We start from the raw sequence: 25,090 nt of genomic DNA on the forward strand, positions 1-25,090 counted from the left end.
CTTTCATCTTGCCAGAAATGGCCGCTCCTTTCTCATCTATTTTGCGCTTCTCGCAATAAAATTACTCTCCGGTGTTTCGTTTTGCAAGAACCTCTATTGCTACGTGTATTACTTTCTTCGATTGTAACTTTACGTGAACTATCGCATTAAATGATCAAACAGCCAAGTCGGATTTGTTGTATTGAGTCAGTATAAAACAAGAAGTACAAATATTTCTCGACTTATGTGGACAAAATTCATAAAACCAAATTTTGTGTCGAGATTTACGTACTTTTCCTAGAGAATGCTATACCTGAAGGAGACTCTTAAGCCGTTATCGCTGTTAAAATCAAGGCAATTTCGAAACAAATACTGCAAATATTATGTCTGGTAATACATTTGGAACACTGTTCACAGTGACGACTTTTGGTGAGTCACATGGCCCTGCAATCGGTTGTGTAATTGATGGTTGCCCTCCGGGGCTTGAGTTGTCAGAGCTGGATATACAGCCTGAATTAGATCGTCGCAAACCGGGCACATCGCGCCATGTCACGCAACGGCAGGAGCCAGATACGGTAGAAATTTTGTCTGGTGTGTATCAAGGTAAAACGACAGGTACACCGATTGGTCTATTGATCCGCAACCAAGACCAGCGCAGCAAGGATTACGGCAACATTACCGAGACTTTTCGCCCCGGACACGCCGACTTTACCTACTGGAATAAATACGGCATCCGCGATCCACGCGGTGGCGGTCGTTCTTCTGCACGCTTGACCGCGCCAGTGGTTGGTGCCGCAGCTATTGCCAAAAAGTGGCTTTTTCAACAGTATGGTACGACCTTCAAAGGTGGAATGAGCCAGTTGGGCGATATCGTGATCCCGTTTGAATCGTGGGCGCATGTGTCTGATAACCCCTTCTTTGCGCCCAACAATAATCCGGCTTTAATTACACAGCTAGAGGATTACATGGACGCCCTACGTAAAGACGGTGATTCGATCGGTGCGCGGATTGATGTGGTAGCGAGCGGCGTCCCGGTTGGTTTGGGAGAGCCAATTTACGATAAATTGGACGCAGAAATCGCTTACGCTATGATGGGGATTAATGCCGTTAAGGGCGTAGAAATTGGTGCTGGTTTTAAGTGCGTTGCCCAGCGTGGTTCCGAGCATGGCGACGAACTGACGCCTGAGGGGTTTGTCGGTAATAACGCTGGTGGTGTTTTAGGAGGAATCTCAACCGGGCAAGATATTACGGTTTCGATTGCGATTAAGCCCACATCGTCTATTCGTACACCACGTCGTTCGATTGATAAGGACGGCAACCCAGTTATGGTGGAAACTTTTGGACGGCATGATCCCTGTGTTGGTATCCGTGCCACACCGATTGCTGAGGCGATGCTTGCGCTGGTATTGATGGATCATGCTTTAAGACATCGTGCACAATGCGGTGATGTTAGGCAATCATAAATATTGCTATTAGGTGATTTGATGCGACTATGCAGTTTTATGGGGAGTATAGCCACTAATGATTGTTATTGACCAGATAATCTCTGGACAGTTAATTTTACTGGGTAGGAGTATTGCAAATATTCTGTAGATGTTTTGTGGTGGTGCCGGTAGTTTTTCACGAATTGGGTCAACAGAATAAAAAATGGAAATTTCTTTATTTTTCTCCAATTACCCGGTGAAAGTTTGGCTTTAATTCAATATTTTCTATTTTTCTATGGAAAAACGTATGCCTTAAATTGATGCGCAGTATGGTTCTGCGTTACACAATTGTGGCATAATCTAAGGCAAATTTTGCATAAGAGTCTCTCCGATTTCACCTGAGTCGACTGCAAATCACCTGAGTAGTGCATATTGCACCGGTTTCCTGTCAATTGTTGTGTCGTTGATCTGGCCAGACCGCACGAAACTTCGTATTTCCCTGCTCCTTTGATTTGCGCTAATCCCAAAAGGATTATCCGGCTTCTTACGCGCGTTGCAGGCTCACGTATCTCATATCAGGTTCCAACATCATGCTTAAAACGCTTTACGACAAACTTTGGGAATCCCATATCGTCAATGAGGACGATGATGGCACCGCAATTTTGTATATTGACCGCCATTTACTTCACGAAGTCACCAGCCCGCAAGCTTTTGAGGGATTAAAAATCGCTGGACGTCAGCCTTGGCGCTTATCCGCGAATCTGGTAGTCGCTGATCACAACGTGCCAACCACTAACCGCGTCAATGGTATTGATGACCCGACTTCTCGCCTGCAAGTAGAAACGCTGGATGCCAACGCAAAGCAATACGGCTTGACGTATTTTGGTATGAATGACAAGCGTCAAGGGATCGTGCATGTGATCGGTCCAGAGCAAGGTGCGACTTTGCCAGGTATGACGGTGGTTTGTGGTGATTCTCATACATCGACCCACGGCGCATTTGCTTGCCTGGCACACGGCATTGGCACCTCAGAAGTTGAGCACGTGTTGGCCACACAAACACTCATTGCTAAAAAATCCAAAGCCATGCTGGTGCAAGTCGATGGTGCGATGCCGGCTGGCGTGACCGCAAAAGATATTGTCCTCGCCATCATTGGCAAAATTGGTACGGCCGGCGGTACAGGTTATGCGATTGAGTTTGCTGGCTCAACAATCCGTAGTTTGTCGATGGAAGGTCGCATGACCGTCTGTAATATGGCGATTGAAGCTGGCGCCCGCGCTGGCATGATTGCCGTTGATCAAACCACGATTGATTATGTCAAAGGTCGCCCGTTTTCACCGGCAGGACCGCATTGGGATAGTGCTGTTGAATACTGGCGTACCTTGCATACCGATGCTGGTGCAAAGTTTGACATGGTTGTTACCTTAAATGCGGCAGAGATCAAGCCACAAGTCACTTGGGGAACTTCGCCAGAAATGGTTGTCGCTGTAGATGGTCGCGTACCAGATCCAGATCAGGAAAAAGACGCTGTAAAACGCGATGCGATGGAAAAAGCGCTGATTTACATGGCCTTGAAGCCAAACACCGCGATTGAAGATATTCGTATCGACAAAGTATTTATTGGCTCTTGCACTAACTCTCGCATTGAAGATTTACGTGCCGCTGCCGCTGTAGTGCGTGGAAAATTCCGTGCATCCAATGTGAAGTTGGCGATGGTTGTTCCGGGCTCTGGTCTAGTCAAGGATCAGGCAGAACGAGAAGGCCTGGATAAGATTTTTCGTGATGCTGGTTTTGAGTGGCGTGAGCCTGGATGCTCTATGTGTCTTGCGATGAACGCTGATCGTTTAGAGCCAGGTGAACGTTGTGCCTCGACATCGAATCGTAATTTTGAAGGTCGCCAGGGGCAGGGTGGTCGTACCCATTTGGTCTCTCCTGCAATGGCGGCTGCCGCCGGTATTGCAGGTCATTTTGTTGATGTCCGCGCTTTGCGCTAATTTTATTTCTGAGGAACGTACATGAAAAAATTATTCACTCTCGCCATTTGCGTAGTCGTTTTAGCCGCTTGCAATACCGTCCAAGGTATCGGTAAAGATGTAAAAAAAGCAGGTGAAGTTGTTGAGGATGCTGGCAGAAAATAATTATGGAAAAATTTACCGTGCTTGATGGTCTTGTCGCGCCGATGGACAGAGCGAATGTCGATACTGATGCCATTATTCCAAAGCAGTTTTTGAAGTCAATTCAGCGTAGTGGTTTTGGCCCTAATCTGTTTGACGAATGGCGTTATCTGGATCATGGTGAGCCTGGTATGGACAATAGTAAGCGTCCGCTCAATCCAGATTTTGTATTGAATCAAGCACGCTATCAAGGCGCATCGATTTTGTTGACGCGCAAAAATTTTGGTTGCGGTTCTTCGCGTGAGCATGCACCGTGGGCCTTAGATCAATACGGTTTTCGTGCAGTGATAGCGCCAAGTTTTGCCGATATTTTCTTTAATAACTGCTTTAAAAATGGTTTGCTTCCAATCGTTTTGAGTGAGCAGCAAGTTGATCAGTTATTTAATGAAGTTAAAGCTTTTCCTGGCTTTCGGTTGATCGTTGATCTTGAGAAGCAGGTTGTGACAACGTCTAATGGCATTGTCAGCTATCCATTTGAAGTCGATACTTTCCGCAAATATTGTTTGTTGAACGGGCTTGACGACATCGGATTGACTTTGCGCCAGGCGGACAAAATTCGCGCATTTGAAGAGCGCCATATCGCGATGCAGCCTTGGTTAGCGAATACGATCTAATCGAATCTTAATGCGACGATTTATTGAAATGAATAGAACATGAAAATAGCAATTTTGCCAGGTGATGGCATCGGTCCTGAGATAGTCGAGCAAGCAGTCAGAGTTTTAAATGTGTTGGGCGAATCATTTGAAATGGAAACTGCACCAGTCGGTGGCGCCGGCTTTGAGGCAAGCGGGCATCCGTTGCCAGACGCTACACTCAAACTGGCATTGGAAGCTGATGCGGTGTTGTTTGGCGCAGTAGGTGACTGGAAATACGATACTTTAGATCGCGCTTTGCGTCCTGAGCAGGCAATTCTTGGTTTGCGTAAAAATCTTGGTCTGTTTGCAAACCTGCGTCCGGCAATTTTGTATCCTGAATTAGCGGGAGCTTCTACTTTAAAGCCTGAAATAGTTTCGGGTTTGGATATTCTGATTATCCGGGAATTGACTGGCGACATTTACTTTGGACAGCCTCGTGGTGTGCGGGAATGTCCAGATGGCCCTTTCAAAGGCCAGCGCGAAGGTTTCGATACGATGCGCTACGCTGAGGGTGAAATCCGTCGCATTGCTCATGTCGCTTTTCAAGCCGCGCAAAAGCGTTCAAAACGTTTGACCAGCGTGGATAAGGCAAATGTGCTTGAGACGTTCCAGTTCTGGAAAGACATCGTCACGGATGTTCATAAAGAATATCCAGACGTTGCGCTAGATCATATGTATGTCGATAACGCGGCAATGCAATTAGTACGCGCACCGAAAAAATTTGATGTGATCGTTACAGGCAACATGTTTGGCGATATTTTGTCCGATGCAGCGGCAATGTTGACTGGCTCAATCGGGATGTTGCCTTCCGCATCGTTGGATGCAAATAACAAAGGCTTGTATGAGCCATCGCATGGCTCTGCACCTGATATCGCGGGCAAAGGTGTTGCCAACCCTTTAGCGACTATTTTGTCTGCTGCGATGATGTTACGTTTCTCATTTGGCAAAGCCGATCAGGCGGATCGTATTGAGAGTGCGGTTAAGAATGTCTTATCTCAAGGTCTGAGAACTCCAGATATTTATGAGCCAGGAACGACGAAAGTCGGAACGGTCGAGATGGGTAATGCAGTAGTTAAAGCATTGGAATAATTGCAGTAGATGTGTCAATCAGCAGGCGTTGCCTGCAAATTTTAGGGAAAGATGATGAAACTAGTTGGTCTGGTAGGTTGGCGTGGAATGGTAGGTTCGGTTTTAATGCAGCGTATGCAAGAAGAGGGCGATTTCGCTCATATCGAACCAGTGTTTTTTTCAACTTCCAACACAGGTGGCACGGCTCCTGTAATGGCAAAGAATGAAAAGACATTAAAAGACGCAAATGATATTGATGCATTGAAGAAGTGCGACATTATTATTACCTGCCAGGGTGGCGAGTATACGACGGAAGTTTTCCCTAAGTTGCGTGCAGCTGGCTGGAATGGTTATTGGATTGATGCCGCCTCTAGCTTACGCATGGAGGACGATGCTGTGATCGTACTGGATCCAGTCAATCTGGACGTGATTAAGTCTGCATTGGGCCGAGGAGTCAAAAACTACATTGGCGGTAACTGCACCGTGTCTTGTATGTTGATGGGCCTGGGTGGCCTGTTTCAGTATGATTTGGTCGATTGGATGTCCTCAATGACTTATCAGGCGGCCTCTGGTGGCGGTGCGCAGCACATGCGTGAGCTATTGACTCAGTTTGGCAGCATTAACGCTGAAGTAAAGGCGTTGCTAGATAATCCCGCAGCAGCAATTTTAGAAATTGACCGAAAAGTTCTCGCTAAACAGCACTCTTTTACTGATGATGAAACGAAGCAATTTGGCGTTCCGTTAGCTGGTAATTTGATTCCTTGGATTGATAAGGATCTGGGGAATGGCGTTTCTAAAGAAGAGTGGAAAGCAGGCGCAGAAACTAACAAGATTTTGGGTAAGGGGGCAGCTTTTGGTTCGGCGCCAATTCCAGTTGATGGTCTATGTATTCGTGTTGGTGCAATGCGTTGTCATTCGCAAGCCTTGACAATCAAGTTGAAGAAAGATGTACCGCTGGATGAAATCTACGACATCATTGCCCAAAATAATCAGTGGGTTAAAGTTGTCCCTAATGAGCGTGTTGCTTCTATGCGTGATTTAACACCTGCCGCCGTTACTGGTAGTCTGACAATTCCGGTCGGGCGTTTGCGCAAAATGCAAATGGGCGGTGAGTATTTATCGGCGTTTACAGTCGGCGATCAATTATTGTGGGGTGCGGCAGAACCTTTGCGCCGCATGCTACGTATTTTGATTACCGATTAACTCAACAGTTTTCATTGTCGTTGTTAAAAAAGGAATGATTTCTCATTCCTTTTTGTTTTTGTCCTCATATTTAGTGCTTTTATGACTTGATTGTCAAACTGCAACAACGATTTATCCAAATTGGAAATGGTTTGGCTTCTTAATGTATTTACCATAGTAGTAAATCGAGTTAAGCTTGCAGCGCTAAGTTTGTAATGTTATCTTGAGACAATATGATGCATTCATCCGTAATTTAATACGATTGCTATCGCTAACTGGATTTGTCAAATTTCCCAAATATGTCCTATAAAATGCATAACCATAAACGCTCACCGGTGATTTCCCTCGGACGCAAAGTGCTGGGTACAGCGGTAGCCTCAACTTTGTTCATGTTATCCAGCGCACATGCCACCGGTCTGGGTAAGCTGACTGTGTTGTCCTCGCTAGGGCAGCCACTACGTGCTGAGATTGAATTAACATCGCCAAACAAAGATGAAATTGGTTCGCTAGTGCCGAAGTTGGCCTCTTCCGACGCGTTTCGCCAAGCCAGTATTGATTTAAATCCTGCATTGTTGTCCTTGCGCTTTAGTGTTGAGCAACGTGGTTCAGGGTACGTAATTCGCGTTTCCTCAAATCAAGCAATGAACGAGCCGTTTGTTGACATGTTGTTGGAGCTAAATTCCAGCAATGGTAAATTATTGCGTGAATACACATTCTTACTTGATCCTGCCGAACTAAGAAACAGTCAATCAGCCCAAGTCGCAAATCCTGTGAGTGTTGCAGGAGTTACCCAATCCAACACAAATCAAACATATACGCAGAATAAACCAAATACGAATTCGACAACTACTCCTGCTGTCCGGGAGAAAAGAGTCGCAGCACCAAAAAATGAATCGAGTGTTCCAGTAAAGTCATCTGGTGACTATCAAGTCAAAGCAGGGGACACTTTAAGCAAAATAGCGGGCGCATACAAAGGTGACGGCGTATCGCTTGATCAGATGCTGGTTAGTTTATATAAAGCCAACCCACAGGCATTCGCTGGTAATAATATGAATCGCCTTAAGGCGGGACAAATTTTATCGGTTCCTGATGCTGACGCAATTCGGTCCAGCTCTGCTGTTGAAGCGCACTCCGTTGTTATGGCACATGCGGCCGATTTCAGTGCTTATAGAAATAAATTGGCTAGGCAAGTAGAGAAGGCTCCCGCAGAGAAGGTCGCGGCTTCCAAGCAAACAGCAAATGGTGTAATTACTGCTAAAGTAAAAGAAGTTCCTACTGCTACAAGCGAAGCTTTAGATAAGTTGAAATTGTCTAAAGCGGCTCCGGCAGCATCTGTAAAATCAGCTACCGGTAAAGTATTTACTGAAGAAGATAAAGTTGCTAAAGATAAAGCAATTGCAGACGCAAACGCTCGCGTCAAAGAATTGGAAAAAAATGTTGAAGGTTTGCAGAAAATACTTCAAGTAAAAGATAAAGACTTGAGTGACAAGCAGGCTGCAGCGACAAAGCTGGCTGCATCAGCGTCAGCATCGGTCAGTCCTGTCGCTGTTAGTGCACCGGTAACCACCAGTCCAGATACTAAACCAGCTCCTGTTGTTGCGACTTCAGCCTCATCAACCAGTGCGTCAACCGCAGTGGTGCCGAAGCGCAAGGTTTTGCCGCCACCACCACCGCCAGAGCCGGGATTTTTCGATAGTTTAATGGATAGTGGCTTTTTACTTCCTGGTGCAGGTGTCTTGCTAGCTTTACTTGGTGGTTTTGGTATTTACTCTAGCCGACGCAAGAAAAAACTTCAGCAATTTGAGGACAGCATACTGACTGGCTCTAGTATGAAGGCCAACTCGATGTTTGGCTCTACTGGTGGACAAAGCGTTGATACTAACAACAGCGTTTTCAATTCAAATTTTGCGCCATCAGCTAGCCAGTTGGATGCTAATGAAGTCGATCCTGTTGCAGAGGCAGATGTGTACATTGCCTACGGACGTGATTCCCAAGCAGAAGAGATTTTAAAAGAAGCTTTGCGCACTCAGCCTGACAGGCATGCGGTCAGAGTTAAGTTGCTGGAGATTTACTTTACTCGTAAAGATGCCAAATCGTTTGAACGCTTGGCTAGTGAGTTATATGGCATGACAAGTGGTGAGGGTGATGATTGGGCGCAAGCTGCATCAATGGGAATTGCTTTGGATCCTCAAAATCCGTTATATGCAGGGGGCAAGGCTCTTGCCGATTCCATGGCAGCAGGTCTTGGTTCTGGAACCCAACCGTTAGAAGATTTAGATCCAGATGCCTTACTAGCGAATTCTTTGTCTCATGATATGCTTGAATCGATCAGCATTATAGATACGGCTGCAGGTCTTGATGAAGAGCCCGTTGCCCCGGTTTTAGATCAAACAAGCATGAGCTTTAATATGGTTGATACCAAAGACAATTTAGGTTCTTTGGATTTTGATTTAGATGTGCCGGGATCAGAGCCAAAACATGAGTTTGATGCACCAAAATTGCCAGTTAGCTCAGATAGTAATGAGGGGAAAATCAAACATGATTCTCCTGTAGATCAAGAACCTGTCGATTTTGCCTCAATTGATTTTGATCTCGGCGCTGATGATTTGCCGACGGAAGTTGCGTCTGAAACATCAAAAGTAGTTGGCTTGAATGACAAGCAAGGTGTTCACAGCGATATTGATCATTTGGCTCTAGATCTTGATCATGCTGGACACGATAATATTATCTCTTTCGACTCAGTACCCGCAATTTCAGAAGATCATGCTATTGATTTTCCTAAAGAAATTCCTTTGCAAGATAGTCCGGTTGAAGAAGCTCCGCACGCTAGTACTTCCCCAGCTGCATTTGAATTTGATTTGTCTGGAATTGATTTAGATCTCGGAAATGACGCTGAAAAGGCAGATATGCACGAGCCAGTCATCGAAGATACGCCATCTTACAATGCAGAAATGGCTACTAAGCTTGATCTTGCGGTTGCCTATCATGAAATAGGAGATAAAGAAGGCGCACGTGAGCTACTTGATGAAGTAATCAAAGGCGGTACATCTGACCAAGTAGTTAAAGCTCAGGAAATGCTGACTCATTTATCTTGATCTAACGCTGTAATTTTCCACGGGCGCGACTTTTAGTTTGCGCCCGTTTGTTTTTTGCGGTGACTGAATAAAGACGCCTGCGTAAGTTTTCTTCAGTTGAGTGTTTATTCTTTGTTATTAATTTTTAAATATACTCTGTATGAGTATATTTATTGGTCCTCAATATATTTGGATAAGCCGAGGGTTTTCTTAAAAAAGATAGGGAGTATATTAAAATTATTAACACTAAAAAATAATGTACCCGTTGTTCCGCAATTAATATGGATTTTTTTGTTAATCCAGTTCTTGTTTAAATAATTGAATTTGTGAGTTGGAATTGAAACGTCTTGTTCTAGGTGTGCAATATGATGGCAGTCGTTGGCATGGATGGCAAACTCAGCCATCCGGTCAGACTGTGCAGGACCAGTTGGAGAAGGCACTCTCTGCTTTTGCTAAGTCGGCTGTCAAAACAACTTGCGCTGGGCGTACTGACGCAGGTGTTCATGCTCTTGAGCAAGTAATTCACTTTGATACCGAGTTAGATCGAAGTATGTATTCTTGGATGAATGGGGTGAATGCATTTTTGCCAGATTCAATTGCGGTTCTTTGGGCAAATGAAGTGCCATTTGATGACCCCGATGCCCAAGATAATTTTCATGCTCGGTTTAGTGCTTACGCAAGGACTTACCATTACGTTCTTTACAATAATCCTGTGCGTTCCCCACTTTGGGCGCAGCGAGCTGGCTGGGTATTTCGTTCACTCGATGTGAGTAAGATGCGCGAGGCAACTTCTTATCTGCTTGGCGAACATGATTTTACGGTCTTCCGTGCTGCCGCATGTCAGGCTAAATCACCAATAAAGCATATGTATGACGTGCAAATACTCCAGCAAGGTGATTTGCTTATCTTTACCTTGCGCGCAAGTGCGTTTTTACATCACATGGTGCGCAATATTATTGGCTCCTTACTTTTTGTCGGTATTGGTAAAAAAGAGCCCGATTGGATTGAACATTTATTAATTAGTCGTGATCGTAGTTTGTCTGCACCAACTTTTATGCCTGACGGTTTATACCTTGCAAAAATTGATTACGATAAGAAATGGGATTTGCCACAAAATAAAAACGATAACTTCTTAGGACTGTTACCGCTTAACGATTCTCAGTGAGTTAGCTAAAGGCGAATACACATGCGTTGAATGTAAATGATTTAGCCCAATATTAGTTGTGCTTCCATGTCAGAACATGATTTTTGGGCTTTCCCTAGCGAAATCCGGTAAAATGTTGTTTTGCATAACCCAAAATTGATGCGCTCGCCTGGGGATCATTGCCCGGCTCAGAGCGCCTTTTTTTTAATAGGCCTTTCCTTTCCCTAATGAATAACATCCGCAATTTTTCAATTATTGCCCATATTGACCACGGCAAATCAACGCTTGCTGATCGAATTATCCAGCTATGTGGTGGCTTATCTGACCGCGAAATGGAAGCTCAAGTTCTTGATTCTATGGATATAGAACGTGAGCGTGGTATTACCATCAAGGCTCAAACAGCAGCGTTACACTATAAGTCGCTTGATGGAAAAATATACAATTTAAATCTGATTGATACTCCCGGTCACGTGGATTTTAGTTATGAAGTAAGCCGTTCTTTGTCCGCTTGTGAGGGAGCTCTATTAGTCGTAGATGCATCGCAAGGCGTGGAGGCTCAAACCGTAGCAAATTGCTACACCGCGATCGAATTAGGTGTAGAGGTTGTGCCGGTCTTGAATAAAATAGATTTACCGTCAGCAGACCCAGACAATGCAATCAATGAAATTGAAGAGGTTATAGGAATTGATGCCAGTGACGCGGTTCACTGCTCAGCAAAAACAGGTTTGGGTGTACAAGCTGTTTTGGAATCTTTGATTATCAAAGTCCCTCCACCAAAGGGTGACCCAGATGCTCCTTTGCAAGCCTTGATTGTCGATTCATGGTTTGACAACTATGTTGGTGTCGTAATGTTGGTGCGTATAGTTAATGGTACTTTACGGCCAAAAGACAAAATTCTGTTCATGGCAACAGAAGCGCAACATTTGGTCGAAAGTGTCGGAGTTTTTACGCCGAAATCTTTGTCCTGCCCAGAATTATCCGCTGGACAAGTTGGTTTTATTATCGCTGGTATTAAAGAGCTTAAATCAGCCAAGGTTGGCGACACAATTACTATTGTAGGTAAAGCAGCCAAAGAGCCTCTGCCAGGCTTTAAAGAAGTACAGCCGCAAGTGTTTGCGGGTTTATTTCCAGTTGAGGCAAATCAATACGATGCATTGCGTGACTCTTTGGAGAAGTTAAAGCTCAATGATTCAGCCTTAATGTATGAGCCAGAAGTTTCGCAGGCGCTTGGATTTGGCTTTCGTTGCGGATTCTTAGGTTTGTTGCACATGGAGATTGTGCAAGAGCGTTTGGAGCGCGAGTTCGACATGGACTTGATCACTACCGCCCCGACCGTTATTTATGAGGTCGTGATGGCAGATGGAAGTATTTTGATGGTCGATAATCCATCAAAAATGCCTGAGCCCTCAAGAACTGAAGAGATACGTGAACCTATCGTCACTGTAAATCTCTACATGCCGCAAGAGTATGTTGGTGCAGTAATTACTCTGTGCACGTCAAAACGTGGAGTGCAACTTGACATGAACTATCATGGCAGGCAAGTCAAGTTGACCTATGAAATGCCCATGGCGGAGATAGTGTTGGACTTCTTTGATAAACTGAAGTCAACATCCCGTGGCTATGCGTCTATGGATTATGAGTTTAAAGAGTACCGTGCGGCTGACGTCGTCAAAGTAGATATGTTGATTAATAGCGAAAAAGTTGATGCGCTAGCGATTATTGTTCATAGAGCGAATAGTCAATATCGTGGTCGCGCTGTCGCAGCCAAAATGCGTGAACTTATCCCGCGACAAATGTTTGACGTAGCTATTCAGGCCGCCATTGGCGCCAACATTATTTCCCGTGAAAACGTTAAAGCCTTACGTAAAAATGTTTTGGCAAAATGTTATGGTGGCGATATCAGTCGTAAGCGGAAATTATTAGAAAAGCAAAAAGCGGGTAAAAAGCGAATGAAACAAGTTGGCTCTGTGGAAATTCCACAAGAAGCATTTTTGGCAATTTTACAAGTGGAAGATAAATGAGTTTTCAATCAATTTTAGGTAACTTTGCATTAATCCTTTTTGTTCTGATGATAGCAACTGGTGTTATCTGGTTTCTTGACATGTTTGTGTGGTCTAAGCAACGACGATTGAAGGCAGACCAAGCTTTGGCCAGTTTTGATGCTCGTAATGCAAAATTGACTGCAGATGGGAGTCGTCTGCAAGAGGGTGGGCGCTTAGAATTAGAGTCGACCATGCTAAAGCAACCCACTTGGGTTGAATACTCAGGTAGTTTTTTTCCTGTGATTGCACTGGTATTCTTTTTACGCTCTTTTTTGTACGAGGCGTTCAAGATACCTTCAGGATCAATGTTGCCGACCTTATTTGTTGGTGATTTGATTTTGGTTAATAAATATACTTATGGGATTCGTTTACCTATCCTTGATAAGAAAATATTAAATATTAATGATCCTAAACGCGGGGATATTATGGTGTTTAAATATCCAAAAGATACTAGCCTGAACTATATTAAACGTGTGGTCGGTGTCCCTGGCGATAGAATAGTGTATAAAAACAAGCGTTTATCAGTTAACGGTAAAGCATTATCTTATGAGGCTATGCCGGATTTTTTAGACGATACACTTATGTATTCAAAGCAATTTAGTGAGAATTTGACTGGCGTACAACATAGTATTTTGAATGATGATCAGAAACCAGTTTTTGTAGATAATCCTGATCAATTTCCAAAACGTGAGTCATGCTCATATGATAGTTTTGGTTTTGCCTGCACAGTACCTGAAAATCAATATTTTATGATGGGTGATAATCGAGACAATAGTGCTGATAGTCGTTATTGGGGCTTTGTTCCAGATCAAAATATTGTTGGTAAAGCGTTTGTAATTTGGATGAACTTTAGTCATCCAAAAAGAATCGGTAGTTTTCAATAACGTTTGGAGTTGAATACTTATGCAAAATATTAAAAATCAGCACTTTGGTCGACAGCTAGGTATTACCTTCATAGGTTTAATATTTATGCTTGTAATTATTGGCCTGGTTGCGATGTTGGGGATAAAAATTTCGCCAACAGTTATAGAGTTTATGTCAATAAAAAAAGCGATACTGACGGCTAAGCAGTCCGGAACTACGGTGCGCGAAATACAGACGGCGTTCGATAAACAAGCCGAGATAGGTTATTTTGATGCGATTGCTGGTAAAGATCTTTCCATTGTGAAAAATGGTGATGGTATGGATGTGAGCTTTGCGTATACAAAAAAAATCCCCTTAGTTGGTCCTGCAAGCTTATTGCTTGAGTATGAAGGTACCACAGCAAAAAATGGTGCGGTCACCAAAAAGCAGGAATAAGCAGATCTCGTATGAATGAACAATTATTGCAAAAGAGATTGGGGCATCAATTCAAGAATGCAGCTTTATTGCAGCAAGCTTTAACGCACCGTAGCCACAGTGTTTTGCATAATGAGCGCTTGGAATTTTTAGGTGACTCTATTTTAAATTGTGTTGTTGCTTCGCTTTTATTCGATAGCTTCGCCAATATTGATGAGGGTGATTTATCTCGAGTTAGGGCAAATTTAGTAAAACAGCAATCTTTGTATGAGATAGCACAAAGAATTGAGTTGTCTCAGTTTTTACGCCTGGGCGAGGGGGAGTTGAAATCTGGCGGCTTCCGCAGGCCATCTATTTTGGCGGATACCCTAGAGGCCTTGTTTGGGGCAATTTTTTTAGATGCGGGATTTGATGCCGCACGTGAAGTGATTAAGTCTCTATACTCACCAGTCCTAGTTACAATAGACCCAACTACTTTAGGCAAAGATGCTAAAACATTGCTGCAAGAATTTTTGCAGAGTAAAAAAATAGCCTTGCCTCAATATAACGTTGTTGCTACACATGGTGCTGCTCATAATCAGGAATTCGAAATTGAGTGCCTGGTTCCAAAATTAGAGATACAAGTATTTGGCGCTGGCGGTAGTCGCCGTGCCGGTGAGCAAGCAGCAGCAAAGCTGGCTCTGGAAACGGCTTTAAATTTACTTGCTAAAACTCCAGCGTCTCGCAAAAAGAAACCCCGGACGTCACAACTTAAACTAGCTGGAATAGCGACGATACAATCAGATGCACAAGCCAACGCATCGGCTGATGATAATAAATCTAACGGTTCGACACAGAAATCTTTGTTAGACATACCTAGTAATCAGCCCGCTGCAAAAACTGACGTTCTAACGCATCAATCTCAACCTAAGACCGCATGACCGATATCATTAATAACGCAGACTTTCGCTGCGGCTATATAGCCATTGTTGGCCGTCCTAATGTAGGGAAATCTACATTGATGAACGCCTTGATTGGCGCTAAAGTCAGTATAACTTCACGTAAGGCACAGACGACGCGTCACAGAATCACAGGAATTCAGACAAAAGACAACACTCAATATGTGTACGTTGATACTCCTGGTTTTCAGACCCGTCACTCGAATCCCTTAAATAAGACTTTGAACAGAACTGTCACGACTACTTTGACAGCCTCGGATGTCATTTTATTTATTATAGAGGCAGGTACTTTTGGCGCCGCCGATCAACAAGTAATTGATTTGTTACCAAAAGATGTTCCTTGTATTTTAGTGATCAATAAGTCGGATCGAGTCAAAGATAAAGCAATCATGATGCCGTTTGCACAAAAAATTATGGCTTTGTATCCTTTTGCTGCAGTGGTGCCTGTGTCGGCTACTTTGAGATTTCAACTGGAAAATCTTGAGGGTGAAATAAAGAAATATCTTCCATTGAATCCTCCTGTTTTTGGCGAGGACGACATTACTGATCGTAGCGAAAAGTTTTTAGCAACTGAGATCGTCAGAGAGAAGTTATTTCGCTTTGTAGGTGATGAGTTACCTTATACAAGCACAGTTTTGATCGAGAAGTTCGAACAAGAAGGTAATTTGCGTCGGGTATTCGTTGCGATTCTTGTGGACAGAAATACTCATAAATCCATGGTGATTGGAAATAAAGGCGCTAGATTAAAAGATATTTCTACTCAATCACGTCAAGATATGGAGAAGCTATTTGGTGGACCTGTCTATTTAGAAATTTGGGTTAAAGTGAAATCTGGCTGGGCCGATAACGAAGCTGGTTTGCGCGCGTACGGATACGAATAGCGACATCATGAGTGTGCAGGTAATAGATCTGAATACAGATGCTATGTCAATCACAGAACTTGTGGCTAATGCTTCTGCTGAGTTATCCATAACGGTAAAACCTGCCACAAAATTTCCTCGAAAATCATCTGTAATCTCCAAAGCACCGCGTACTAAACCAATGACCAAAGATGTGCGCATCGTAGGTCAGCCTGGCTTTGTATTACATTCATATCCCTACAAAGAAACTAGCTTAATCATTGATGTATTTACTCGTGATTACGGGCGATTAGCGTTAGTAGCTAAGGGTGCCAAACGACCACATTCTCAGTTGCGCAATATATTGCAAACCTTCCAGCCTTTAACTATGTCGTGGAGCGGTAAATCAGATATTAAAACGCTTAGCGCCGCAGAATGGGTGGGCGGCATGCTGCCGTTAGAAAAATCGGCACTACTGTGTGGATTTTATCTAAATGAATTATTGGTTAAATTTTTGATGCGCGATGAGCCATGCCCATCACTTTTTGATCATTACGTTTCTACCATAAATCAGTTGGCACATCAGGAGCCTGCTCTAATTGTTTTGAGAAAATTTGAGCATGCGTTGCTACGAGAGTCAGGCTTTATAGGCGACTTGACTCGTTGTTACATGACGAAAGCGACTGTGCTGAATCAAGAGTTTTATATAATTGATCCTGAGCTTGGTGCGCGTCCAGCGCGCCCATCAGACACGACTCCCCGCGTCAACGGTAAAACTCTGATTGATATGCATGCCGGAGAATATCAAGATCCTATAACCCAATCTCAAAGTAAAATGTTAATGCGCTTTTTACTGGCTCATCACTTGCATGGCACGCCACTCAACACTCGCCAAATTTTGATCGATTTGCAAAATCTATGAACATACATCAACAAACTCAAACCATTGAACTTGGTATCAATATTGACCATATCGCTACCTTACGCAATGCACGTGGTACCAATTACCCTGATCCCTTGCAAGCTGCATTAATGGCGGAAGAGGCAGGTGCTGATTGCATTACTTTGCATATGCGTGAGGATCGCCGTCATATCAAAGATGCAGATGTTGAACGTATTCGTCCTCAACTCATTACGCGCATGAACTTAGAGGCTGCAGTAACAAATGAGATGATCGCCTTTGCTTGCAAAATAAAACCTCAAGATGTTTGTTTAGTGCCGGAACGCAGAGAAGAGGTGACTACAGAGGGTGGCTTAGATGTGGTTAAGTATTTTTCTCAAGTGCAGGCGGCGGTACGTCAGTTACAAGCGGAAAGTATTCGCGTCAGTTTATTTATTGACGCCGACGCACAACAAATTCAGGCGGCATCTGAGACAGGTGCAACGGTGATTGAGCTTCACACTGGTCGCTATGCCGATGCGAATGACAATACACAGCAAGCAGCAGAATTACTCCGAATTAAACAAGGAGCTTTGGAAGGTATAAAGCGAGGATTGAAGGTTAATGCGGGACATGGTTTGCATTTTACGAACGTGCAGGCAATTGCGGCAATACCTGACATTTCTGAACTCAATATAGGCCATGCTATTGTTGCTCAAGCGATTTTTGTTGGTTGGAAAAAAGCGGTGAGTGATATGAAAGCGATTATGAGTCAAGCTCGTTCACATGCGCTTTGATTGAATCAGTAATGATCTACGGAATTGGTACCGATATTGTTCAAACAAGTCGCATAGAATCATCTGTGAAACGACATGGTGACCGCTTTGCAGAAAAAATTCTCGGTGTCGACGAACTCAAGATATATCATCAACGCAAAGCTAGTGCAGAAGTCCGTGGTTTGCGATTTTTAGCTACACGTTTTGCGGCCAAAGAGGCATTTTCCAAAGCAATCGGACTGGGAATAACCGCGCCGATGAATTGGTCTTCTGTACAAATACTAAACCTCAGTAGTGGCCAGCCTATCATATCGACCATTAACGATTTATCTGACTGGATGAAAGCGCGCGGCCTTACTGCACGTGTATCCATTTCAGATGAAGCTGATTACGTAGTTGTTTTTGTCATCGTAGAGAAAAATAGTGACTCTGATGTCTGACGATCAATCAAAAAAAACAGTAGATAATGCTAGAGACATTGTTATTGATACTGTTGCTAAGCTACCTAATTTACCTGGCGTTTATCGCTATTTTGATTCGCAAGATCAAGTTCTCTATGTCGGTAAGGCTCGTGACTTAAAAAAGCGTGTTTCAAGTTATTTTCAAAAAACTGCAAGTAGTCCACGCATTGCAATGATGGTGGAGAAAATTGCGCGGCTTGAAACTACAGTCACGCGAAGCGAGGCTGAAGCTTTGATTTTAGAAAATAATCTGATCAAAGCTTTACGTCCGCGATATAACATTCTTTTTCGTGACGATAAATCTTATCCCTATTTAAAAATCACAAATCAAACTTCTCCGCGCATGACTTATTATCGCGGTGCTGTCGATAAAAAACACCAATATTTCGGACCATTTCCATCTGGATGGGCGGTCAAAGAATCGATGCAGATTCTTCAGAAAGTATTTTTGCTGCGTAGCTGTGAAGATAGCGTTTTTGCAAACCGCACACGTCCTTGTTTGTTACACCAGATTCATCGCTGCAGCGCTCCCTGTGTTGACATTATCTCGAACCGAGACTATTTGGTTGATGTGGAAAACGCGTCCAAATTTTTGCGTGGACGGCAATCTGAAGTAATGCAGGACTTAGAAAAGAAAATGCTTGCGTACTCGCAAGAACTTAAGTTTGAACAAGCGGCATTAGTTAGAAATCAAATGTCAGCTTTATCAAAAGTATTACATCAGCAAAGCATGGAAACTACCGGCGATGCTGACATCGATATCATCGCAGTGGTCGTTGAAGGTGGTCGTGCTTGCGTCAATCTAGCAATGGTGCGTGGTGGACGTCATCTTGGTGACCGTGCTTATTTCCCGTCTCATGTTGATGATGCGCAGTTTGCAGCGGAAGATTCTATTGAGGCCGAAGTCCTTTCAGCATTTTTGGCTCAGCATTATGTCGATCAATTTATTCCTTCCACCTTGGTTTTGAACATGGTGTTGGACGCACCCGATTTAATGCTGGCGCTGGCAGAGCAATGCGGACATCGTATCCATCTCTCGTTTCAGCCCCAAGAACAGCGTCGTGCTTGGCTTGAGATGGCGGTCAAAGGCGCGCAACTGGCTTTGGCGCGTATGTTATCCGAACAAGGCTCGCAGCAAGCGCGGACACGTGCCTTGGTCAATGTTTTGGAGTTGGAAGTCCAAGACATTGAAACCTTACGCGTAGAGTGTTTTGATATAAGCCATACTCAAGGCGAAGCCACGCAAGCTTCTTGCGTCGTATTTCATCATCATGCGATGCAAAATGGAGAATATCGCCGTTATAACATTAGCGATATCACGCCTGGAGATGATTACGCCGCTATGCGGCAAGTGCTGACCCGGCGTTATGAAAAAGTTGCGAACGGTGATGGTGTAATGCCTGACGTCGTATTGATCGATGGAGGCAAGGGACAAGTTGAGATCGCGCGTCAGGTCTTCGTTGAACTTGCACTCGATATTAGTTTGATTGTTGGTGTCGCCAAAGGGGAGGGACGCAAGGTCGGTTTGGAGACACTGGTATTTGTCGATGGCAGAGCACAAAAAGAGTTGGGAAAAGAATCTGCTGCCTTGATGCTGATAGCACAGATTCGGGATGAGGCGCATCGCTTTGCGATCACTGGAATGCGTGCAAAGCGAGCCAAGGCCAGACAAAGCTCACAGTTAGAGGAAATAGAAGGTATAGGTCCTAAGCGCCGTCAACGCTTGCTGGTGAGGTTTGGTGGCTTAAAAGGTGTTTCCGATGCGAGTGTTGATGATTTGGCTTCTGTGGAGGGTATTTCTCGTCAGTTAGCTGAAGAAATTTACAAGCGATTGCGTTAGCCAAATATAATACTACGAATAATATGATGATTCACAGGTATATACCTTTTCGATAATTACAGATGCCATTCAACATTCCTATATTGCTTACTTGGTTGCGCGTGGCACTGATTCCTTTGGTCGTTGGTGTTTTTTATTTGCCTAATACATGGCTCAGCTCATTTGACCGAGGCTTAGCATCAACCTTAGTATTTATCGTTGCCGCTGCGACTGATTGGTTCGATGGATTTTTAGCTCGTCGCTGGAATCAAACTTCCGCTTTTGGTGCTTTCCTCGACCCGGTAGCAGATAAGCTAATGGTCGCTGGTGCTCTTTTAGTTTTGGTTCAATTAGATCGGGTGAACGCAGTAATCGCCTTCGTCATTATCGGTCGTGAAATTACGATCTCTGCATTGCGTGAATGGATGGCACAGATCGGAGCATCAAAATCTGTTGCAGTGAGCTCATTAGGTAAGATAAAAACTACTGCACAAATGGTCGCGATCCCGATGTTGCTCTATTACGATAATTTATTTGGCGTGATTGATATGGCATATTGGGGTGCCTGGTTATTATTGATTGCTGCAGTTTTAACCGTGTGGTCGATGTTCTATTATTTGCGCCGCGCATGGCCTTTGATCAAAGAGTCCACGGACAAAATGTCTTGACAGTGAAATTGGCTGATATATAATGTGCCCCTGTCTTTGATGCGGGAGTAGCTCAGTTGGTAGAGCGCAACCTTGCCAAGGTTGAGGTCGAGAGTTCGAGACTCTTCTCCCGCTCCATTAAAGATGAAGTGATATAAAAATTTGCGGGAGTAGCTCAGTTGGTAGAGCGCAACCTTGCCAAGGTTGAGGTCGAGAGTTCGAGACTCTTCTCCCGCTCCAGATTTTTGTGCTTGCTTGCGGTAGATTGTAAATGCGGGAGTAGCTCAGTTGGTAGAGCGCAACCTTGCCAAGGTTGAGGTCGAGAGTTCGAGACTCTTCTCCCGCTCCAGATTTTGAAGGGAAGCAAGGCTTCCCTTTTTTATTCAGTTATATGCTGAATAAATTTTTAGTAAGATTAACCGCGTTTTAATGTAAATAATTTCACTGGCGTCAGCAAGTAAAAATTATTTGAATTAGAATAGCAACCCTTGGCGGGGTAGCAAAGAGGTTATGCAGCGGCCTGCAAAGCCGTTTAGAGCGGTTCGATTCCGCTCCCCGCCTCCAGAATAAATGCGTCGTTTGACGTATGTTTGGCTTTAATGAGTAGCGCATTAGCGCTACTTTTTGAGTAGCGTGCCCGAGTGGTGAAATTGGTAGACACATCGGACTTAAAATCCGCCGCTTCGTTAATAGCGGGCGTGCCGGTTCAATTCCGGCCTCGGGCACCAAATTAATCTGTAATAAAACGACCCGTCTTCTGGTTTCAGAAGCACGGGTTTTTTTATAACTGCTAGACTGAGTTTTTCACCTTGATGAGAATAGAGATGGAAGCAACCAAAGTCATTGAATTTGAGCGCCCGCAGATGGACTTGGGGACGAGTTGCACGGCTGCTGCCTGGGCTCGTATACCCGACGCTCCTAGTTTGGCGGAAAAAGAAATATTGAAGTCGCGCATCAAGCAGCTATTGCGTGAGAAAGAAGCGGTTTTGGTAGCGCATTATTATGTCGATGCTGACTTGCAAGACCTTGCTGAAGAAACTGGTGGTTGTGTTTCTGACTCTTTAGAGATGGCGCGTTTTGGCCGCGATCACTCAGCAAAAACTTTGATTGTCGCTGGCGTTAAGTTCATGGGCGAAACAGCCAAAATACTAAGCCCTGAAAAAACGATCTTAATGCCTGATCTGGATGCAACATGCTCGCTGGATCTTGGCTGTCCTGCGGATGAGTTTGCAGCGTTTTGTGATGCGCATCCTGATCGCACTGTCGTGGTGTATGCCAATACCAGTGCCGCGGTGAAGGCGCGTGCGGATTGGATGGTGACTTCCAGTATAGGCTTGGATATCGTCGCGCATTTGCATGCACAGGGTAAAAAAATTCTTTGGGCGCCGGATAAACATCTCGGCGCCTATATTCAAAAACAAACTGGCGCTGATATGTTGCTGTGGCAGGGTTCTTGTCTAGTACATGACGAATTTAAAGGTATTGAGCTGGATATACTTAAGGCCGAGCATCCTGATGCCAAGGTCTTAGTCCATCCAGAGTCACCTGCTGCAGTCGTAGCACTAGCGGATATGGTTGGTTCTACCTCGCAAATGATCCATGCAGCGAAAACCATGGACGCTACTGAGTTTATCGTGGCAACGGATAACGGTATTTTGCATAAAATGCAGATGGCAGCCCCCGGGAAAAAATTCATCGTCGCTCCGACTGCGGGTAATAGTGCTACCTGTAAGAGTTGCGCACACTGTCCTTGGATGGCGATGAACGGTCTGCGTAATTTATTGCAAGTATTAGAGCAAGGGAATAACGAAATTCTGGTAGATCCTGTCGTGAGTGTAAAAGCCAAATTATGTATCGATCGTATGCTTGATTTTGCAGCGGCGAAAAAAGCGAATGTGCGCCCTGGCGCTGATTTGGCTCAAGAGCAAAAACTATTTTCGGGTATAGGTCCAGCATGACTCATCCAATAAGTAATCTTAAAAATCCGTTCGAGCCATTCGATGCGGACTTGATGGCAGCCTTTGAACGCAATATCAGCACAGCGTTGGCGGAAGACGTCGGTACCGGTGATCTGACGGGCTTACTGGTGCCAGACCAGCAGTTAGTGCAAGCCCAAGTAATTGTGCGCGAAGAAGCTGTTTTGTGCGGTGCGCCGTGGTTTGATGCTGTGATGGAGCGCCTAGATGCAAGGATTAAGATTGAGTGGATGGTAGAGGAGGGCGCGTTGATGCTTCCGAATAGTCTGGTCTGTAAGATCACAGCGCCAGCCCGGGCTTTGCTGACTGCCGAGCGCAGCGCACTCAATTTTTTGCAGCTGCTATCTGGCGTTGCTACGGCAACACGTGACTATGTGCGCATAATTGAAGGCACAGCCGCAGCGATTTTGGACACCCGAAAAACCTTGCCTGGACTGCGCCTGGCTCAAAAATATGCAGTGCGTGTTGGTGGCGGTCAGAATCAGCGTCTGGCTTTGTATGATGGGATTCTGATTAAAGAAAATCACATCGCAGCAGCCGGCGGCATTGAGGCTGCAATGCAGGCTGCTCACGCCTTGCAGGCGGATGTCAGCATACAAATCGAGGTGGAAACGCTAGATCAGCTCAAACTCGCGTTAAAAGCGGGAGCAACGTCGATTCTATTGGATAACTTTACGACTGACATGATGCGTGATGCAGTCAATCTGAATGCCGGACGCGCATTGTTGGAAGCATCTGGTGGCGTCGATAAAAGTTCTGTGAGGGCGATCGCTGAAACCGGTGTTGACCGGATTTCGATTGGCAGCCTGACAAAAGACATCAAGGCTACCGATTATTCTTTGAGAATTATCTAACTTATTGCCTATACTCTCCCTTCTTTTTAAGAAAATACCCTTATTGTCCAGATATCGCTTGGACGATTTAAATTACTGGGTGGGAGTATTAATTTATTGGTTTTATGCTTTAGATTTATTTTTGCAAAAAAAAGCGCCGCAAATTCGTTTTGATACGAACTTGCGGCGCTTTTTTATTTGGTGGAGCTTTATTATTTTTTACGTTTAGGCGATAGCACGGTAGGCAAGGCTTTCGGTAAGGTGTCTGGATAATCGCGACTAAAATGCAGGCCTCGGCTTTCGCGGCGAGACAGTGCGCTATTCACGATCAGTGAGGCGACATCAACCAGATTGCGCAGTTCCAGCAAATTATTTGTAATGCGGAAATTAGCGTAATACTCATCGATTTCTTCTTTCAATAAACGTATCCGATGTTTTGCGCGCTCCAGTCGTTTATTGGTGCGAACGATGCCGACATAATTCCACATAAAGCGACGCAGTTCGTCCCAGTTGTGAGCGATGACGACTTCTTCATCTGCATCCGATACACGGCTTTCGTCCCATGCTGGTAAGTTGAGAGACGGTCGTAATTCTTGTGCCGCGATGTCTTGCGCCGCAGCTTTGCCGATAACCAGGCATTCCAACAAGGAATTGCTGGCTAATCGATTGGCGCCATGCAGACCGGTGTAGGCGGTCTCTCCTACGGCGTATAAACCAGGCAAATCTGTTCTGCCGGTCGTATCGGTCACAATCCCGCCGCAGGTGAAATGTACTGCAGGTACCACGGGAATAGCTTGCTTAGTAATGTCGATACCCAATTCCAGGCAGCGGGCATAAATCATTGGGAAGTGTTCTTTTAAAAATTCCGGTGATTTATGCGTAATATCGAGCTCTACAAAATCTAAACCACGTTTTTTCATTTCGAAATCGATCGCTCTTGCGACCACATCGCGCGGTGCGAGTTCTGCCCGGCTATCATGATCGAGCATAAAGCGTGCACCTGCGCTGGCACCTGCCTCTGCTGGCAACTTTAAGATGCCACCTTCACCACGTACCGCTTCAGTGATCAGAAATGATTTGGCATACGGATGATATAAACAGGTCGGATGGAATTGCATAAACTCCATATTCGCTACGCGACATCCAGCACGCCATGCCATCGCAATGCCATCCCCCGTCGCCGTGTCCGGATTGGTCGTGTACAAATACACTTTGCCAGCGCCGCCAGTCGCCATGACGGTATGTGGCGCTTCAAACGTATGGACTTTACCCGTTTTGACATCTTGCACATACAGACCCAAACAGCGCGGTGTCGCGGATGTTTCGCCCAGCTTGGCTGAGGTAATAACGTCGATTGCGTAGTGATGTTCAAACAAACTGATGTTCGGATGCGCCCGAACTTTTTGTTCCAGTGTCTGTTGTACGGCATGACCTGTGGAGTCAGCAGCATGAATAATCCGTCGCTGGCTGTGACCGCCTTCGCGCGTCAGGTGGAAGCCTAATTCAGCATCGTCGTCACGCGTAAATGGCACACCTTGTTCGATGAGCCAATCAATTGCTTCGCGTCCGTGTTCAATGATGTAGCGGGTCGCACCTTCATCACACAGACCACCGCCAGCGATCAGCGTATCTGAAATATGCTGCTCGTGACTGTCATGCGAATCCAGTACGGCGGCAATACCACCTTGCGCCCAATCACTGGCACCATCGAGTAAAGCACGCTTAGAAACCACCGCAACTTTGCGGGTCTTAGCGAGATGTAGCGCGACCGATAAACCTGCTAAGCCACTACCTACAATTGCGACGTCAAATTTCATAAGGATGACCGTTAATTCAAGCGCTTGCTTGTACTGCACTAAAAAATATCTTAACTAAACTCACCATGCTGAATTTATCGAGTTTAGTTATCGGTATAAAGCGG

21 protein-coding genes and 5 tRNA genes are annotated in these 25,090 nt (G+C 44.8%); 25 read left to right on the forward strand and 1 reads right to left on the reverse strand.

Translation table 11 applies throughout. The annotated features are described in order from the left end of the window. Window positions 1–362: 362 nt before the first annotated feature. From aroC to nadC, 25 genes are all read left to right on the forward strand, one after another. Entirely contained in the window at window positions 363–1,442 is a 1,080-nt protein-coding gene (gene aroC, locus AAKU61_RS03715) for a chorismate synthase (RefSeq protein WP_354329765.1), read from the forward strand. Between the two features lie 551 nt (window positions 1,443–1,993). Next, window positions 1,994–3,397: a 3-isopropylmalate dehydratase large subunit gene (gene leuC, locus AAKU61_RS03720; RefSeq protein ID WP_354329767.1), complete on the forward strand. Its 1,404-nt coding sequence runs from the start codon at window positions 1,994–1,996 to the stop codon at window positions 3,395–3,397. 21 nt (window positions 3,398–3,418) lie between these two features. Further along, window positions 3,419–3,541, forward strand: a complete 123-nt coding sequence (locus AAKU61_RS03725) for an entericidin A/B family lipoprotein (RefSeq protein ID WP_322118570.1) — start codon at window positions 3,419–3,421, stop codon at window positions 3,539–3,541. Window positions 3,542–3,543: 2 nt separating this feature from the next. Beyond that, window positions 3,544–4,191: a 3-isopropylmalate dehydratase small subunit gene (gene leuD / locus AAKU61_RS03730; protein ID WP_323492386.1), complete on the forward strand. Its 648-nt coding sequence runs from the start codon at window positions 3,544–3,546 to the stop codon at window positions 4,189–4,191. 39 nt (window positions 4,192–4,230) lie between these two features. Beyond that, the gene (gene leuB, locus AAKU61_RS03735; protein WP_354329769.1) at window positions 4,231–5,301 is read left to right on the forward strand and encodes a 3-isopropylmalate dehydrogenase; all 1,071 of its coding nucleotides are present in this window, start codon (window positions 4,231–4,233) and stop codon (window positions 5,299–5,301) included. Between the two features lie 54 nt (window positions 5,302–5,355). Beyond that, a complete protein-coding gene (gene asd / locus AAKU61_RS03740) occupies window positions 5,356–6,483 on the forward strand; it encodes an aspartate-semialdehyde dehydrogenase (RefSeq protein ID WP_354329771.1) in 1,128 nt (375 codons plus the stop codon). Between the two features lie 290 nt (window positions 6,484–6,773). After that, window positions 6,774–9,557 carry a motility hub landmark protein FimV gene (locus AAKU61_RS03745; protein WP_503012574.1) on the forward strand — a complete coding sequence of 928 codons (2,784 nt, stop codon included), beginning with the start codon at window positions 6,774–6,776 and terminating at the stop codon, window positions 9,555–9,557. A 316-nt stretch (window positions 9,558–9,873) separates the two neighbouring features. Beyond that, a complete protein-coding gene (gene truA, locus AAKU61_RS03750; RefSeq protein WP_354329775.1) occupies window positions 9,874–10,701 on the forward strand; it encodes a tRNA pseudouridine(38-40) synthase TruA in 828 nt (275 codons plus the stop codon). A gap of 206 nt (window positions 10,702–10,907) precedes the next feature. Continuing rightward, entirely contained in the window at window positions 10,908–12,701 is a 1,794-nt protein-coding gene (gene lepA / locus AAKU61_RS03755; protein WP_354329777.1) for a translation elongation factor 4, read from the forward strand. Further along, window positions 12,698–13,606: a signal peptidase I gene (lepB, locus tag AAKU61_RS03760; RefSeq protein WP_354329779.1), complete on the forward strand. Its 909-nt coding sequence runs from the start codon at window positions 12,698–12,700 to the stop codon at window positions 13,604–13,606. Before lepA ends, lepB begins: the two co-directional genes overlap by 4 nt. 19 nt (window positions 13,607–13,625) lie before the next feature. After that, entirely contained in the window at window positions 13,626–14,021 is a 396-nt protein-coding gene (locus AAKU61_RS03765; RefSeq protein ID WP_354329781.1) for a DUF4845 domain-containing protein, read from the forward strand. An 11-nt stretch (window positions 14,022–14,032) separates the two neighbouring features. Continuing rightward, entirely contained in the window at window positions 14,033–14,920 is an 888-nt protein-coding gene (gene rnc, locus AAKU61_RS03770) for a ribonuclease III (protein ID WP_354329783.1), read from the forward strand. Then, a complete protein-coding gene (era, locus tag AAKU61_RS03775) occupies window positions 14,917–15,819 on the forward strand; it encodes a GTPase Era (protein ID WP_354329785.1) in 903 nt (300 codons plus the stop codon). The genes rnc and era overlap by 4 nt, the downstream gene beginning before the upstream one ends. Window positions 15,820–15,862: 43 nt before the next feature. Then, on the forward strand, window positions 15,863–16,699 hold the full coding sequence (gene recO, locus AAKU61_RS03780; RefSeq protein ID WP_354329787.1) for a DNA repair protein RecO: 837 nt from the start codon (window positions 15,863–15,865) through the stop codon (window positions 16,697–16,699). Continuing rightward, window positions 16,696–17,454: a pyridoxine 5'-phosphate synthase gene (gene pdxJ / locus AAKU61_RS03785; RefSeq protein WP_354329789.1), complete on the forward strand. Its 759-nt coding sequence runs from the start codon at window positions 16,696–16,698 to the stop codon at window positions 17,452–17,454. The genes recO and pdxJ overlap by 4 nt, the downstream gene beginning before the upstream one ends. Window positions 17,455–17,465: 11 nt before the next feature. Beyond that, the gene (gene acpS / locus AAKU61_RS03790; protein ID WP_354329926.1) at window positions 17,466–17,873 is read left to right on the forward strand and encodes a holo-ACP synthase; all 408 of its coding nucleotides are present in this window, start codon (window positions 17,466–17,468) and stop codon (window positions 17,871–17,873) included. Then, window positions 17,866–19,734, forward strand: a complete 1,869-nt coding sequence (gene uvrC, locus AAKU61_RS03795) for an excinuclease ABC subunit UvrC (RefSeq protein ID WP_354329790.1) — start codon at window positions 17,866–17,868, stop codon at window positions 19,732–19,734. The genes acpS and uvrC overlap by 8 nt, the downstream gene beginning before the upstream one ends. A gap of 62 nt (window positions 19,735–19,796) precedes the next feature. Next, complete coding sequence (gene pgsA / locus AAKU61_RS03800; RefSeq protein ID WP_354329792.1) at window positions 19,797–20,381, forward strand: CDP-diacylglycerol--glycerol-3-phosphate 3-phosphatidyltransferase; 585 nt, start codon at window positions 19,797–19,799, stop codon at window positions 20,379–20,381. Window positions 20,382–20,422: 41 nt separating this feature from the next. Next, window positions 20,423–20,498, forward strand: a tRNA-Gly gene (locus AAKU61_RS03805). A gap of 26 nt (window positions 20,499–20,524) precedes the next feature. After that, window positions 20,525–20,600, forward strand: a tRNA-Gly gene (locus AAKU61_RS03810). Window positions 20,601–20,633: 33 nt separating this feature from the next. Continuing rightward, window positions 20,634–20,709, forward strand: a tRNA-Gly gene (locus tag AAKU61_RS03815). Between the two features lie 141 nt (window positions 20,710–20,850). Then, a tRNA-Cys gene (locus AAKU61_RS03820) sits at window positions 20,851–20,924 on the forward strand. 71 nt (window positions 20,925–20,995) lie between these two features. After that, window positions 20,996–21,088, forward strand: a tRNA-Leu gene (locus tag AAKU61_RS03825). Window positions 21,089–21,184: 96 nt separating this feature from the next. Next, window positions 21,185–22,318: a quinolinate synthase NadA gene (gene nadA, locus AAKU61_RS03830; protein WP_503012575.1), complete on the forward strand. Its 1,134-nt coding sequence runs from the start codon at window positions 21,185–21,187 to the stop codon at window positions 22,316–22,318. Next, window positions 22,315–23,190 (forward strand): carboxylating nicotinate-nucleotide diphosphorylase, encoded by an 876-nt coding sequence (nadC, locus tag AAKU61_RS03835; RefSeq protein WP_354329794.1) that lies wholly within the window; start codon window positions 22,315–22,317, stop codon window positions 23,188–23,190. Before nadA ends, nadC begins: the two co-directional genes overlap by 4 nt. Before the next feature lie 191 nt (window positions 23,191–23,381). Here the strand turns inward: nadC and nadB are convergent, their stop codons facing one another. Continuing rightward, window positions 23,382–24,986, reverse strand: coding sequence for an L-aspartate oxidase (nadB, locus tag AAKU61_RS03840; protein ID WP_354329796.1), 1,605 nt, complete (start codon window positions 24,984–24,986; stop codon window positions 23,382–23,384). Window positions 24,987–25,090 lie beyond the last annotated feature (104 nt).

Source organism: Undibacterium sp. GrIS 1.2, assembly GCF_040544435.1.
GTDB lineage: Bacteria > Pseudomonadota > Gammaproteobacteria > Burkholderiales > Burkholderiaceae_D > Undibacterium.